14 protein-coding genes are annotated in these 14,155 nt (G+C 58.5%); 5 read left to right on the top strand and 9 right to left on the bottom strand.

Going from position 1 to position 14,155, the window contains the following annotated elements; genetic code table 11:
• Positions 1-3: 3 nt before the first annotated feature.
• Both sdhD and sdhC read right to left on the bottom strand, forming a co-directional pair.
• Positions 4-372, bottom strand: coding sequence for a succinate dehydrogenase, hydrophobic membrane anchor protein (gene sdhD / locus UB23_RS02475; RefSeq protein WP_045057756.1), 369 nt, complete (start codon positions 370-372; stop codon positions 4-6).
• Positions 366-740, bottom strand: coding sequence for a succinate dehydrogenase, cytochrome b556 subunit (gene sdhC, locus UB23_RS02470; protein ID WP_045057755.1), 375 nt, complete (start codon positions 738-740; stop codon positions 366-368). The genes sdhD and sdhC overlap by 7 nt, the downstream gene beginning before the upstream one ends.
• A 362-nt stretch (positions 741-1,102) precedes the next feature.
• Between sdhC and gltA the strand changes: the two genes are divergently transcribed.
• A complete protein-coding gene (gltA, locus tag UB23_RS02465) occupies positions 1,103-2,392 on the top strand; it encodes a citrate synthase (protein WP_003222994.1) in 1,290 nt (429 codons plus the stop codon).
• A gap of 769 nt (positions 2,393-3,161) precedes the next feature.
• Here the strand turns inward: gltA and UB23_RS02460 are convergent.
• The 3 genes from UB23_RS02460 to UB23_RS02450 all read right to left on the bottom strand — a co-directional run bounded on the left by UB23_RS02460 (position 3,162) and on the right by UB23_RS02450 (position 6,231).
• Complete coding sequence (locus tag UB23_RS02460; protein WP_045057754.1) at positions 3,162-4,820, bottom strand: cation acetate symporter; 1,659 nt, start codon at positions 4,818-4,820, stop codon at positions 3,162-3,164.
• Positions 4,817-5,128: a DUF485 domain-containing protein gene (locus tag UB23_RS02455; protein WP_045057753.1), complete on the bottom strand. Its 312-nt coding sequence runs from the start codon at positions 5,126-5,128 to the stop codon at positions 4,817-4,819. The genes UB23_RS02460 and UB23_RS02455 overlap by 4 nt, the downstream gene beginning before the upstream one ends.
• Before the next feature lie 251 nt (positions 5,129-5,379).
• Positions 5,380-6,231, bottom strand: a complete 852-nt coding sequence (locus tag UB23_RS02450) for a glycine betaine ABC transporter substrate-binding protein (RefSeq protein ID WP_045057752.1) — start codon at positions 6,229-6,231, stop codon at positions 5,380-5,382.
• A 300-nt stretch (positions 6,232-6,531) separates the two neighbouring features.
• On the opposite strand from UB23_RS02450, the gene UB23_RS02440 reads away from it, so the two are divergent.
• A complete protein-coding gene (locus UB23_RS02440) occupies positions 6,532-8,130 on the top strand; it encodes a glycoside hydrolase family 17 protein (RefSeq protein ID WP_045057751.1) in 1,599 nt (532 codons plus the stop codon).
• A gap of 57 nt (positions 8,131-8,187) precedes the next feature.
• Here the strand turns inward: UB23_RS02440 and UB23_RS02435 are convergent, their stop codons facing one another.
• Positions 8,188-8,556 carry a hypothetical protein gene (locus UB23_RS02435; RefSeq protein WP_045057750.1) on the bottom strand — a complete coding sequence of 123 codons (369 nt, stop codon included), beginning with the start codon at positions 8,554-8,556 and terminating at the stop codon, positions 8,188-8,190.
• A gap of 223 nt (positions 8,557-8,779) precedes the next feature.
• Between UB23_RS02435 and UB23_RS02430 the strand changes: the two genes are divergently transcribed.
• On the top strand, positions 8,780-10,078 hold the full coding sequence (locus UB23_RS02430; RefSeq protein ID WP_045057749.1) for a serine/threonine protein kinase: 1,299 nt from the start codon (positions 8,780-8,782) through the stop codon (positions 10,076-10,078).
• The gene (locus UB23_RS02425) at positions 10,071-10,859 is read left to right on the top strand and encodes an MlaA family lipoprotein (RefSeq protein WP_045057748.1); all 789 of its coding nucleotides are present in this window, start codon (positions 10,071-10,073) and stop codon (positions 10,857-10,859) included. The genes UB23_RS02430 and UB23_RS02425 overlap by 8 nt, the downstream gene beginning before the upstream one ends.
• A 145-nt stretch (positions 10,860-11,004) precedes the next feature.
• Here the strand turns inward: UB23_RS02425 and UB23_RS02420 are convergent, their stop codons facing one another.
• Positions 11,005-11,919, bottom strand: a complete 915-nt coding sequence (locus tag UB23_RS02420) for a DUF808 domain-containing protein (protein WP_045057767.1) — start codon at positions 11,917-11,919, stop codon at positions 11,005-11,007.
• Positions 11,920-12,053: 134 nt separating this feature from the next.
• Here UB23_RS02420 and UB23_RS02415 point away from each other — a divergent pair, with 134 nt between their 5' ends.
• Complete coding sequence (locus tag UB23_RS02415; RefSeq protein WP_045057747.1) at positions 12,054-12,659, top strand: TetR/AcrR family transcriptional regulator; 606 nt, start codon at positions 12,054-12,056, stop codon at positions 12,657-12,659.
• Between the two features lie 248 nt (positions 12,660-12,907).
• On the opposite strand, the gene UB23_RS02410 is transcribed toward UB23_RS02415, so the two are convergent.
• On the bottom strand, positions 12,908-13,366 hold the full coding sequence (locus UB23_RS02410) for an REP-associated tyrosine transposase (protein ID WP_045057746.1): 459 nt from the start codon (positions 13,364-13,366) through the stop codon (positions 12,908-12,910).
• Positions 13,367-13,563: 197 nt separating this feature from the next.
• Complete coding sequence (locus UB23_RS02405; RefSeq protein ID WP_045057745.1) at positions 13,564-14,004, bottom strand: GlcG/HbpS family heme-binding protein; 441 nt, start codon at positions 14,002-14,004, stop codon at positions 13,564-13,566.
• Between the last annotated feature and the right edge of the window lie 151 nt (positions 14,005-14,155).

The raw sequence follows: 14,155 nt of genomic DNA, 5'->3' as shown, positions 1-14,155 counted from the left end.
GGATCAGATACCCCAGAGAATCTGCACACCCCAGACGAAGTAAGCGAACATCGCAACGCCGCATACTGCCTGGAAAAGGAAACGTACTGCAGTCGCGGACTTGCCCAGCGCCATCGGCGTCAGGTAGTCGGTCGCGATGGTCCACATGCCGACCCAGGCGTGAGCGCCCAGGGCCACGAGGGCCAGCAGACTGAAGATACGCATCCCGTTGTGGGCGAACAGGCCATGCCACTGCTCGTAGCCAATGCCCGGATTCGCTGCGAGGTATCCGATCAGGAAAATGAAATAAGCCGCGAGAACGACCGCAGACACTCGTTGTGCCATCCAGTCGTAGAGGCCAGAACGCGAAAGGTTCGTAACGCTGGTTACCATATCCAAACTCCTGCCAGAACGATCAACACCACGGAAACCGCGATGATAATTTTCGAGCCCAGGCGGCCGCCTTCCAGCGTCTCACCGATGCCCATATCCATGATCAAGTGGCGCACGCCGGCTACCAGGTGATAAAGCAGAGCGGACAGGAGACCCCATGCTACGAACTTGGCCAGCGGGCTGGTCAAGGTTGCCTTCACCTCGGCAAAACCTTCCTCGGAGCCCAGGGATTTGCCCAATGCATAAAGCATGAAGCCAAGGCCCAGGAAGAGGATGATGCCGGAAACACGGTGCAGGAACGACGTAACGCCGGTGATGGGGAGTTTGATGGTCCTTAGGTCTAGGTTTACAGGTCGTTGGCTTTTCACGGCTTTTTTTCACACTGAAGAGCCCCTAACAATCAGGGCAAAGTTGTTGGGGAGTGCACTGGTCAGGTAACCACCACCCAGGGATGCGACCCCCAATAAAGCAGGCCCAAAAGCCCCTGGAGGTCGGTGGCCGAGTATAGACAGTTAGGCTACTAATGACAACGCGTTCACCTTCCCCTAATAGCGCATTGCACAAGTTGGATAAAAGGCGTAAACGGCAGACAATTTCGAGGAAAAAGTCCGGTTAAAGCCTTCTGGAGCAAGACTTTAGGCAAATTGACATTCGAATTTATCTCACTATAGTGGTGCGGGCCCTGCGTGGGGGGTCTGTCTGATGATTTCAAGCATAAATAGGAGGCCACATGGCTGACAAAAAAGCGCAGTTGATCATCGAGGGCGCAGCCCCCGTCGAGCTGCCCATTTTAACCGGCACCGTTGGTCCCGATGTTATCGACGTTCGGGGCCTGACGGCCACGGGCCGTTTCACCTTTGACCCTGGTTTCATGTCGACCGCCTCGTGCGAGTCGAAGATTACCTATATCGACGGCGACAACGGCATTTTGTTGCACCGCGGCTACCCGATCGAACAGCTCGCTGAAAAATCGGACTACCTGGAAACCTGCTATCTGCTGCTCAACGGCGAATTGCCGACTGCAGAACAGAAAGCCCAGTTCGTCAGCACCGTCAAGAACCACACCATGGTTCATGAGCAGCTGAAGACCTTTTTCAACGGTTTCCGTCGCGACGCCCACCCGATGGCCGTCATGTGCGGTGTAGTTGGCGCCCTCTCGGCCTTCTATCACGACTCCCTGGACATCAATAACCCGCAGCATCGCGAAATCTCCGCGATCCGCCTGGTTGCCAAGATGCCGACCCTGGCAGCGATGGTTTACAAGTACTCCATGGGTCAACCCATGATGTACCCGCGCAACGACCTGACGTACGCGGAAAACTTCCTGCACATGATGTTCAACACCCCGTGCGAGATCAAACCGATCAGCCCGGTACTCGCCAAGGCCATGGACCGGATCTTCATCCTCCATGCCGACCACGAGCAGAACGCATCGACCTCCACCGTACGCCTGGCCGGCTCTTCGGGTGCCAACCCGTTCGCCTGTATCGCCGCCGGCATCGCTGCACTGTGGGGCCCTGCCCACGGCGGCGCGAACGAGGCTGTCCTGACCATGCTCGACGAAATTGGCGATGTGTCGAACATCGACAAGTTCATTGCCAAGGCCAAGGACAAGAACGATCCGTTCAAACTGATGGGCTTCGGTCACCGGGTCTACAAGAACCGCGACCCACGCGCCACAGTGATGAAGCAGACCTGCGACGAAGTATTGAAAGAGCTGGGCATCAACAACGATCCGCAACTCGAACTGGCCATGCGCCTGGAAGAGATCGCCCTGACCGATCCGTACTTCATCGAGCGCTCGCTGTACCCGAACGTCGACTTCTACTCGGGCATCATCCTCAAGGCGATCGGCATTCCAACCAGCATGTTCACCGTGATCTTCGCCCTGGCGCGGACCGTCGGCTGGATCTCCCACTGGAAAGAAATGCTCTCCAGCCCTTACAAGATCGGCCGCCCGCGCCAGTTGTACACCGGCTACGAGTCGCGTGACATTACCAAGCTGGAAGATCGTAAATAAGACCTGTCTTGCGATAACGTCTTGACGCTGCACCGGGAACGGCCTCTATGTGAATAGAGGCCGTTTTTGTTTGCCTGGGCTTTACGCAATGACTGAACCACCGCTATCGCCAGCAGGCTGGCTCCCACAGGAAGCACACATTCCAATGTGGGAGCCAGCCTGGGCTTTACGCAATGACTGAACCACCGCTATCGCCAGCAGGCTGGCTCCCACAGGAAGCACACATTCCAATGTGGGAGCCAGGCTGGGCTTTAGGCAATGTCTGAACCACCACTATCGCTAGCAGGCTGGCTCCCACAGGAAGCTCATACTCCAATGTGGGAGCCAGCCTTGGTTTTAGGCAATGACTGAACCACCGCTGTCGCCAGCAGGCTGACTCCCACAGGAAGCTCACACTCCAATGTGGGAGCCAGCCTTGGTTTTAGGCAATGACTGAACCACCGCTGTCGCCAGCAGGCTGACTCCCACAGGAAGCTCACACTCCAATGTGGGAGCCAGCCTTGGTTTTAGGCAATGACTGAACCACCGCTGTCGCCAGCAGGCTGGCTCCCACAGGAAGCTCATACTCCAATGTGGGAGCCAGCCTTGGTTTTAGGCAATGACTGAACCACCGCTGTCGCCAGCAGGCTGGCTCCCACAGGAAGTACACATTCCAATGTGGGAGCCAGCCTGCTGGCGATGAGGCCGAACCTGACAACACACATTTTGGACAGGAACAAAAATGCCCCGGTCTCTCGACCGGGGCATTTGTTAACAGCCTACGATGCGCTTAGTGCGAAACCGCCCCACTCGCCCCCAAACCTGTCTGCGAACGGACAAACTGCGGGAAGAACAGCGCCCGCTCCCTGTCTGCAGCCGCCGACTTGTCGGTGATCGAGAAGAACCAGATACCCACGAACGCGATGATCATCGAGAACAGCGCCGGGTACTCGTACGGGAAGATCGCCTTCTCGTGATGCAGGATCTGCACCCAGATGGTCGGGCCCAGGACCATCAAGCCAACAGCGCTCACCAGACCCAGCCAACCACCGATCATTGCCCCACGGGTAGTCAGCTTCTTCCAGTACATGGAAAGCAGCAGTACCGGGAAGTTACAGCTCGCCGCGATGGAGAATGCCAGGCCCACCATGAACGCGATGTTCTGGCTTTCGAACAGGATACCCAGGCCAATCGCCAGTACCGCCAGGGCGATAGTGGTGATTTTCGACACGCGGATCTCGTCCTTCTCGTTCGCCTTGCCTTTCTTGATCACGCTGGCGTACAGGTCGTGAGACACCGCCGAAGCACCGGCCAGGGTCAGACCGGCAACCACTGCCAGGATGGTCGCGAACGCTACCGCCGAGATAAAGCCCAGGAAGATACTGCCGCCCACTGCGTTAGCCAGGTGCACCGCCGCCATGTTGTTGCCGCCCAACAGCGCGCCAGCAGCATCTTTGAACGCCGGGTTGGTGCTGACCAGCAGGATCGCGCCGAAGCCGATGATGAAGGTCAGGATATAGAAGTAGCCAATGAAGCCGGTTGCGTACAGCACGCTCTTGCGGGCTTCTTTCGCGTCACTCACGGTGAAGAAGCGCATCAGGATGTGCGGCAGGCCAGCGGTACCGAACATCAGCGCCAGGCCCAGGGAGAACGCGGAGACCGGATCTTTCACCAGACCGCCAGGGCTCATGATTGCTTCACCTTTAGGGTGAACCTTGATCGCCTCGGAGAACAGCGCGTTGAAGTCGAAGTTGACGTGCTTCATTACCATCAACGCCATGAACGAGGCGCCGGACAGCAACAGTACTGCCTTGATGATCTGCACCCAGGTAGTCGCCAGCATGCCGCCGAACAGCACGTACATGCACATCAGGATACCGACCAGGATAACCGCAACGTGGTAGTCGAGGCCGAACAGCAGCTGGATCAGCTTGCCGGCACCCACCATTTGCGCGATCAGGTAGAACGCCACCACCACCAGCGAGCCGCAGGCGGACAGCGAGCGGATCTGGGTTTGCCCAAGGCGGTAGGACGCCACGTCGGCAAAGGTGTATTTACCCAGGTTACGCAGGCGCTCGGCGATCAGGAACAGAATGATCGGCCAGCCCACCAGGAAGCCGATCGAATAGATCAGGCCGTCGTAGCCAGAGGTGAACACCAGGGCGGAAATACCCAGGAAGGACGCCGCGGACATATAGTCACCGGCAATCGCCAGACCGTTCTGGAAACCGGTGATCTTGCCGCCGGCCGCATAGTAGTCGGCCGCCGAGTTGTTTTTCTTCGAGGCCCAGTAGGTGATACACAAAGTAGCGCCGACAAACGCCACGAACATCAGGATCGCCGGGACATTCAGTGGCTGCTTGGTCACTGCGCCGGTCAAGGCATCCGCCGCCCAGGCACCCGGTGCAAATGCTGCAACGCTCAATAGAGCCAATAGACGCCGGATCATTGCTGAGCCTCCTTGAGAATCGCATTGTTCAGGTCGTCAAATTCGCCGTTGGCGCGTTTTACGTAGATGCCGGTCAGGATGAAGGCGGAGAGGATCAGCCCAACACCGATCGGAATGCCCCAGGTAATGGATGACCCAGGACTGATTTTCGCGCCCAGCAAATGCGGCCCGTAAGCGATCAGAAGAATGAATCCGGAGTAAAGCCCAAGCATGATCGCCGAAAGAATCCAGGCGAACTTTTCTCGCTTGCTAACCAGCTCCTTGAAACGCGGGCTGTTTTGAATCGAGAGGTAAATGCTGTCGTTCATTGTTTTTATCCTCGCAGCACAGATTATTGTTGGAACGTTATCCACTCTATGCGGCTGCGGGCCAGGTTCCAGACGACCTTAGTATTAGAACGACATGACAGACTCGCCATTTTCCAGCAGCAAACAATTTCCCTGCCTTAAACACGACTGTAGGAGCTGCCGCAGGCTGCGATCTTTTGATCTTGAAAAATCAAAATCAGAAGATCGCAGCCTGCGGCAGCTCCTACAGGGTATAGATGCCTGACCTCAGATTACTTGATCCAGTCAGCTACACGCTCAGGGTGTTTCGCAACCCAAGCCTTGGCCGCGGCATCCGGCTTGGCGCCATCCTGGATGGCCAGCATCACTTCGCCGATTTCGTCTTTCGACGCCCACTGGAAGTTCTTCAGGAACTTGGCCACTTCCGGTGCCTTGGTCGCCAGCTCTTTGCTGCCGATGCTGTTCACGGTTTCAGCCGCGCCATAGACGCCTTTCGGGTCGTCGAGGAAGCGCAGTTTCCACTTGGCGAACATCCAGTGTGGCACCCAGCCGGTAACGGCGATGGATTCGTTCTTTTTCTCGGCACGGGTCAGCTCGGCAATCATGCCGGCGCCGGAGCTTGCCTTGAGGGTGTAATTGCTCAAGCCGTAATCCTTGATCGCCTGATCGGTCTTGAGCATCACGCCCGAACCGGCGTCGATGCCAACGATGCGGCCCTTGAAGCTGTCGTCGGTTTTGAGGTCTTCAATCGACTTGGCTTTGACGTACTCCGGCACGATCAAGCCAATCTTGGCATCCTTGAAGTTCGGACCGTAGTCGACTACCTGGTCCTTGTTCTTGGCCCAGTAGTCGCCGTGGGTCACCGGCAGCCAGGCGGAGAGCATGGCGTCGAGCTTGCCGGTGGCCACGCCCTGCCACATGATCCCGGTCGCCACCGCTTGCAGCTTCACGTCATAACCGAGTTTCTGCTTGATCACTTCGGCCGCCACATGAGTGGTCGCGACGCTGTCGGACCAACCGTCGACATAACCGATGCTCAGGGTCTTGCTCTCGGCATTGGCCATTGTGGAGCCAATCGCAAGCACCAGAGCGGCACCCGCGCCTAAAAGTCGTCGCATCTTCATCGTTACTTCCCCGAAAGTGCTGCGCTCGACGGATGCCGAGTCGCGTCAACGTATTGTTCTGGTGCGCCGCGCCCCCATCACGCACACCGCAAGCTCGTTCGATCATCAGCTCGGTTTTTCCATGAGAGCACTGACGCCTCGATAATCAACCTGACGCCGCGGGCGACCTGCTCTGCCAGCGACCTCAAGCCATCGAGAAACGACATCAGAACGCCATTAATGATCGCCACTCCCCCGCACCCGGCCAATCCGCCCGAACATTGCATGTCAAAACCATGCGAGGCACCAAGCGCGCGGTAAATGCAGGTAACATGCCCCGCTTTGCTCCCAGACGGCCTGACCATGTCCGCGATCTCGCGCTTTCCTTTTTTTGCCTATCTGTTCGCCTGCCTGCTTGGGCTTTTTGCCTTGTGTGGTTTCTGGTACGGCCTTGGTAAACCGGTGATCCTGCCGGACGTCGCCAGCGCTACGCACAAGTTGCAGTGCGCTTCCTACACGCCGTTCGACAAGGACCAGTCGCCGTTCGACGTGCCGTTCAAATTACGCCCCGAGCGCATGGACGCCGATCTCGCGCTGCTCGCCACGCGCTTTGAATGCATCCGCACCTACTCAATGACCGGCCTCGAAGCCCTGCCCGATCTGGCGCGCAAGCATGGCTTGAAGTTGATGATCGGCGCCTGGGTCAACAGCAACCCGGTGGACACGGCCAAGGAAGTCGACCTGCTGATCGCTTCGGCCAATGCCAATGCCGACGTGGTGACGTCGGTGATCGTCGGCAACGAAGTGCTGTTGCGCAAGGAAATCACCGGCCCGCAACTGGCCGTGCTGATCAACAAGGTCAAGAGCAACGTAAAACAACCCGTGACCTATGCCGACGTCTGGGAATTCTGGCTCAAGCACCCGGAAATCGCCCCGGCGGTGGATTTCCTGACCATCCATTTGCTGCCGTACTGGGAAGACGATCCCTCCAACATTGATGCCGCACTGCAGCATGTGGCTGAAGTGCGCCAGGTGTTCGGCAACAAATTCGCCCCGAAGGACGTCATGATTGGCGAAACCGGCTGGCCGAGCGAAGGCCGCCAGCGCGAGACGGCCCTGCCCAGCCGGGTCAATGAAGCCAAGTTCATCCGCGGTTTTGTTGCCATGGCAGAACAACAGGGTTGGCACTACAACCTGATCGAAGCCTTCGACCAGCCATGGAAACGCGCCAGTGAAGGTGCGGTGGGCGGTTACTGGGGACTGTTCGATGCTGATCGCCAGGATAAGGGCGTGCTGGCCGGTCCCGTGTCGAACGTGCCGTACTGGGCGCAATGGCTGGTGGTCGGCGGTTTGATTTTCCTTGGCACCCTGGTGCTTGGCGGTCGCGTGCGCAGCACTCGAGCGGCCCTGGTGCTGCCTTTAATGGGCGCCTTGGCAGCGTGTTCCATCGGCGCCTGGGGCGACCTGGCGCGCGTCACCACCCGATTTGCCAGCGAATGGCTGTGGGTTGCGTTACTGACGGCATTAAATCTGTTGGTGCTGGCCCATGCCGCACTGACCTTGAGCGCTCGCACGGGCTGGCGTGGACGAGCATTCAATGTGCTGGAGCGCAGGGCCGGCTGGCTGGTCGCCGGCGCAGGCTTTGCCGGTGCGGTGATGATGCTGGAACTGGTGTTCGATGCGCGTTATCGCAGCTTCCCAAGCATGGCATTCATCCTGCCGGCGCTGATCTACCTGTGCCGCCCGGTGAGCGTTCCACGCCGGGAAATCGCCGTGCTGACTTTCATTATCGGCGCAGGCATTGCGCCGCAACTGTTTGTAGAAGGGTTGCAGAACCAGCAGGCCTGGGGCTGGGCGCTGGTGAGTGGGCTGATGGTGGCGGCGTTGTGGCGGTGCTTGCGGGTTCGTCAGCAGGGCTGATCCTTCAGCGAACCTTCGAGCCTCATCGCGGGCAAGCCTTGCCCGCGATGGCCGCTATCAGGCGCTACGAGCCGCCCGCACCAGCCGCAAAGCCGCAATCACCACTGCAAACACCGCCAACGTGGTGTTGTACAACGCCAATGCCGGAAACCCCAGCACCAGGGCCAACACCGCCAACCACCACCCTGCCCGGCCAGGGACAACAAAGCCCAGCACCGCTGCGGCGATCGCCGACCAGCCTAATACCTTGAAGTGAATCATCAAGCCCAGGCTCGAACGCGCCTGGCATTCCCAGCGACTGGCCTCATCCACGCAGATGCCCACCCACTGCGCGTCTTCCATGAAGCCATAACGCGCGCCGTAACTGGCGGCCAGCCACAACGGCAGCAAAACAAGCAGCAGAATCACGGGTAGACGGCGGGACATGGGGCACTCCAATAGGCGAAAACGGCCGCCAGCTTAATCTTCCTCACAATTTAATCAAACGCGCGCGACAGATAAGTAGTCATCAAATGGCTGCAAAGTGTATCGTCCAGCTACTATTACCCGAAATTACGCCTGTTTCGTGCCGATGCGTGGCACTTTGGCGGCAAAGCCGTGGTCATAGCCTGCGAACTTCATCCGGCACCTTCCTCTAAGGGATCTAGTCATGCTCCGTTCCTTGCGCTTCGCCGCCCTGTTTGGCGGCCTTATTTTGAGTGCGTCCGCACTGGCGGTCGACATCGACGCCGCCAGTTATGGCTACCCCTTGACCAACCCGTTTGAGGCCACCATTGCCACGACTCCACCGGACCTGCGTCCGGAGTTGCCGCTGGACGACGACATCAATCAGGAAGACCGCAGCGTCACCCTGCGGCCGGAGCGCGCATTCCAACTGCCGGACAACTTCTGGGCGGTCAAGAAGCTTACCTATCGCATCGCCACCCAGGACAAGGCCGCGCCGCTGATCTTCCTGATCGCCGGTACCGGCGCGCGCTATGACAGCAGCCTCAACGAATATTTGAAAAAGCTTTACTACAAGGCCGGCTACCACGTCGTGCAGTTGTCCTCGCCGACCAGCTTCGACTTCATCAGCGCCGCCTCGCGCTTCGCCACCCCGGGCATCACCAAGGAAGATGCCGAAGACATGTACCGGGTCATGCAGGCGGTGCGGGCGCAGAATCCGAAAGTACCGGTGACCGAGTACTACCTCACCGGCTACAGCCTGGGCGCCCTGGATGCGGCCTTTGTCGCGCACCTGGACGAGACCCGCCGCAGTTTCAACTTCAAGAAAGTGCTGCTGCTCAACCCACCGGTCAACCTTTACACCTCCATCACCAACCTGGACAAACTCGTCCAGACCGAGGTTAAAGGCATCAACAACAGCACCACCTTTTATGAACTGGTGCTGAACAAACTGACCCGCTACTTCCAGCAGAAAGGTTACGTCGACCTCAACGATGCGCTGCTCTACGACTTCCAGCAGTCCAAGCAGCACTTGAGCAACGAACAGATGGCGATGTTGATCGGCACCTCGTTCCGCTTCTCGGCAGCCGATATTTCGTTCACCTCGGACTTGATCAACCGTCGCGGCCTGATTACTCCACCGAAATACCCGATCACCGAAGGCACCAGCCTTACACCGTTCCTCAAGCGCGCGCTGCAGTGTGATTTCGACTGCTACATCACCGAACAGGTGATTCCGATGTGGCGTGCCCGCACGGACGGGGGCAGCCTGCTGCAGCTGATCGACCAGGTGAGCCTCTACGCGCTCGAGGATTACCTGCGCGACAGCCCGAAAATTTCCGTTATGCACAACGCCGACGATGTGATCCTGGGCCCCGGTGACCTGGGTTTCCTGCGCAAGACGTTCGGTGACCGCCTGACCGTTTATCCATTGGGCGGCCATTGCGGCAACCTCAATTACCGCGTCAACAGCGACGCCATGCTGGAGTTCTTCCGTGGCTAAATCTCTCCTGCTTATCGCAGCGTTACTCTGTGCAGGCGTCGCCCATGCCGACAACAGCAAAGCCAATGCGCCTATCGTCGTCGATAGCGATGGCTTCAAGGAACCGCTGAGCAAACTCAAGTTCAACCCGGGACTGGATCAGCGCGAGTTCGAGCGCTCGACGCTCAACGCGCTTAACGTCTATGACCCACTGGAAGAGTGGAACCGCCGGGTCTACCACTTCAACTACCGCTTCGACCAATGGGTGTTCCTGCCTGTGGTCGATGGTTACCGCTACATCACGCCGAGCTTCCTGCGCACCGGCGTGAGCAACTTTTTCAACAACCTCGGCGATGTGCCGAACCTGATGAACAGCCTGCTGCAGTTCAAGGGCAAGCGCTCGATGGAAACCACCGCGCGCCTGCTGCTGAACACCACGATCGGCATCGCCGGCCTCTGGGACCCGGCCACCGCCATGGGCCTGCCGCGCCAGAGCGAAGACTTCGGCCAGACCCTGGGCTTCTACGGCGTACCGGGCGGCGCCTACTTCGTGCTGCCAATCCTCGGCCCGTCCAACATCCGCGACACCGGCGGCCTGGCCGTGGACTTTACCGCCGAGTCGGCGATCAACTTCCTCAACGTTTCGGAAGTCAGCTCCAACCACCCGGAAGTCTGGATGCTGCGCGCAGTTGATCGGCGCTATCAGACCAGCTTCCGTTACGGCCAGCTGAACTCGCCGTTCGAGTACGAGAAGGTGCGCTACGTGTATACCGAATCGCGCAAGTTGCAGATCGCCGAGTAACAGCGGCAACATCAAAACCAATTGTGGGAGCGGGCTTGCCCGCGATGGGGCCACAACATTCACCCTCTACGTTGAATGTCGCGCCGCCATCGCGGGCAAGCCCGCTCCCACATTGGACAGTATTATCTTTGAAATGCGTGCAGCTTCAGCTCTTCAGCGCTTTCCAGATTTTGCTCACCAGCATCACCCCCGCCAACACCACCGCACCCGCCACAATCCCTGCCACGGCATTAAGCAACATCGGCACGATAAAGCCGGCCCCGCCAGCACCCGCGCTGACCTCCTCGATCCAGCGATGAACCACCGGCACGCCATGGGTCAGAATCCCGCCGCCGACCAGGAACATCGCCGCGGTACCAATCACCGAAAGGCTTTTCATCATGTAGGGCGCGGCCCGCAGGATTCCATTGCCGATACTCTTGGCCATCTGGCCTGGCTTCTGGGTCAGCCACAAGCCCAGATCATCGAGTTTGACGATGCCCGCGACCAGGCCGTAGACGCCCACGGTCATCACGATGGCGATCCCCGACAACACGATGACCTGCTGGGTCAGCGAAGCGCCCGCCACGGTTCCCAGGGTGATGGCGATGATTTCCGCCGACAGGATGAAATCAGTACGAATGGCACCCTTGATCTTGTCCTTCTCGAAAGCCACCAGGTCGGTCGCCGGGTCGGCTACCGCTTCGACCAGCTGGGCGTGTTCAGCCTCGTCCTCAGCCTTGCTGTGGAGGAATTTATGCGCCAGCTTCTCAAACCCTTCAAAGCACAGGTAAGCCCCACCGACCATCAACAATGGCGTGACCAGCCACGGGACGAATGCGCTGATCGCCAGCGCCGACGGCACCAGGATCAGCTTATTCAGGAACGAGCCCTTGGCAACGGCCCATACCACCGGTATTTCGCGCTCGGCACGTACTCCGGACACCTGCTGCGCATTGAGTGCCAGGTCATCACCCAGCACGCCTGCCGTCTTTTTCGCGGCCATCTTGGTCATCAGCGCTACATCGTCGAGCACTGCGGCGATGTCGTCGATCAGCAACAGCAAACTGCTTCCTGCCATGAATGAAATTTCCTGCAAAGAGTGAATGCTGCGCAGCATAGCCTGCCAGAGCCGTCGCGGGGCATTCTTGAGCGGTGCGCAAAGCCGGTGCTACCATGCGCCACCGCCAGTACAGGCAAGGAACCACCTGGTTTATGAGCACTATCCGCGAGCGCAACAAAGAACTGATCCTGCGTGCCGCCAGTGAAGAATTTGCCGACAAGGGCTTCGCTGCGACCAAAACCAGTGACATCGCAGCCAAGGCGGGTTTGCCCAAGCCTAACGTCTACTACTATTTCAAATCCAAGGAAAACCTCTACCGCGAGGTTCTGGAAAGCATCATCGAGCCCATCCTGCAGGCCTCGACGCCGTTCAACGCCGACGGTGTACCCAGTGAAGTGCTGAGCGGTTACATCCGCTCGAAAATCCGCATCTCCCGCGACCTGCCGTTCGCCTCCAAGGTGTTCGCCAGCGAAATCATGCACGGCGCCCCACACCTGAGCGCCGACCTGGTCGAACAACTGAACAGCCAGGCCAAGCACAACATCGACTGCATCCAGACCTGGATCGACCGCGGCCAGATCGCAACGATCGACCCTAATCACCTGATGTTCAGCATCTGGGCAGCGACTCAGACGTATGCAGACTTTGACTGGCAGATCACTGCAATTACCGGCAAGGCGAAGCTGGATGAAGAGGATTACGAAGCGGCGGCGCAGACGATTATCCGGTTGGTGTTGAAGGGGTGTGAGCCGGACTGATGTCATCGCCAGCAGGCTGGCTCCCACAGTTGAACTCTGACAATCAGATAACACCCTGTGGGAGCCCGGACTCATGTCATCGCCAGCAAGCTGGCTACCCCAGTTGAACTCTGACAATCACATAACACCCTGTGGGAGCCCGGACTCATGTCATCGCCAGCAAGCTGGCTACCCCAGTTGGACTCTGACAATCAGATAACACCCTGTGGGAGCCAGCCTGCTGGCGATGGGGACGACTCCGATTCGGGTCAAACCCAGATAGCATCCCACAACGGATAGTCGCCAAGCTTCTCTACCAGTCCAGCCCGCAGCGGGTTGGCTACAACATATCGAGCCATTTTCACTAAATCCTCTTCCCGCCGCAGCGCCCGGTCGTGAAACCCTCTCTGCCAGAGACTGGTGGTTCGACCGGTAGACTGCTTCACTGCCTTGGTGCTCAAGGATTTAGTCCTTTGCACCAGTCCACCCAACGACCCCTGCCGCAACTCAATCAACCAATGAAAGTGATCGGGCATGACAACCCATGCCAGTGAGTTGGCGAAGCCTTGATCCTGAGCGCAGCGAAATTGATTGACCACCCCTCTACCCAAGGAGAAGTCCTTGAATATGGGCTCTCGGTCGCGAGTATTGATAGTCAGCAGGTAAATGCGGCTGGATTCAGCATAGCGGCCGATTCGCAGGCGCTTTGAAGCGGGTAAATCAGGCATTCCTTTGCCCTTTGCATGATTGATTCAGGAACTAGGCTAGTCCTGATATTCCCCAAGGGCGGGGCAGACAGTTAGCTGGATGTGTCTGAATGTCCGTCATCGCCAGCAGGCTGGCTCCCACAGTTGATCTCTGACACTCCAGATAAACCCCTGTGGGAGCCAGCCTGCTGGCGATAGCGGTATCAATCACCCATAGATCAAGCCACTACTCCCGCATCCGCCCGCAACCCCGACGCCTCGATCGCACTGATTGCACACTGCTCATCGACATCCGAAAGATCGCCGCTGATCCCCACCGCTCCCAGTACATTCCCGTCCTGATCCCGGATCAACACACCACCCGGTGCCGGCACCACGCTGCCCTGCCCCAAACTGTTCAAGGCCGCGATGAATGCCGGGCGTTGTTGTGCGTCCAGTGCCAGCAGGCGCGACCCCTTACCCAGGGCGATTGCGCCCCAGGCCTTGCCGATGGCCACTTGCGGGCGCAGCAGGCTGGCGCCGTCCTCGCGTTGCAAGGTGATCAAGTGCCCGCCGGCATCCAGTACTGCAATGGTCAGTGGAGCCGCAGAGATTGCACGCCCTGCCGAAATGGCCTGATTGACCAGGTTGACTGCAACTTTCAAGGTTAAAGCGCTCATGGTGCCGTCCTCATTTTGTTATAGGGAAAGCCAGTGGCCTGCGCGCTAGTGCCGCAGCCCGATGCAACAAATAGAACACAATGAGCTATTTTTTTGTATACAATAATTATCGAAAAGCGCCACATGCGACGAAAAGCCACAGCACAAAGGG

The organism is Pseudomonas sp. ES3-33 (assembly GCF_000952175.1).
GTDB classification, from domain to species: domain Bacteria; phylum Pseudomonadota; class Gammaproteobacteria; order Pseudomonadales; family Pseudomonadaceae; genus Aquipseudomonas; species Aquipseudomonas gregormendelii.
Note: the sequence above shows the minus strand (reverse complement) of the source record. Positions and strands in the feature narration are given on the sequence as shown.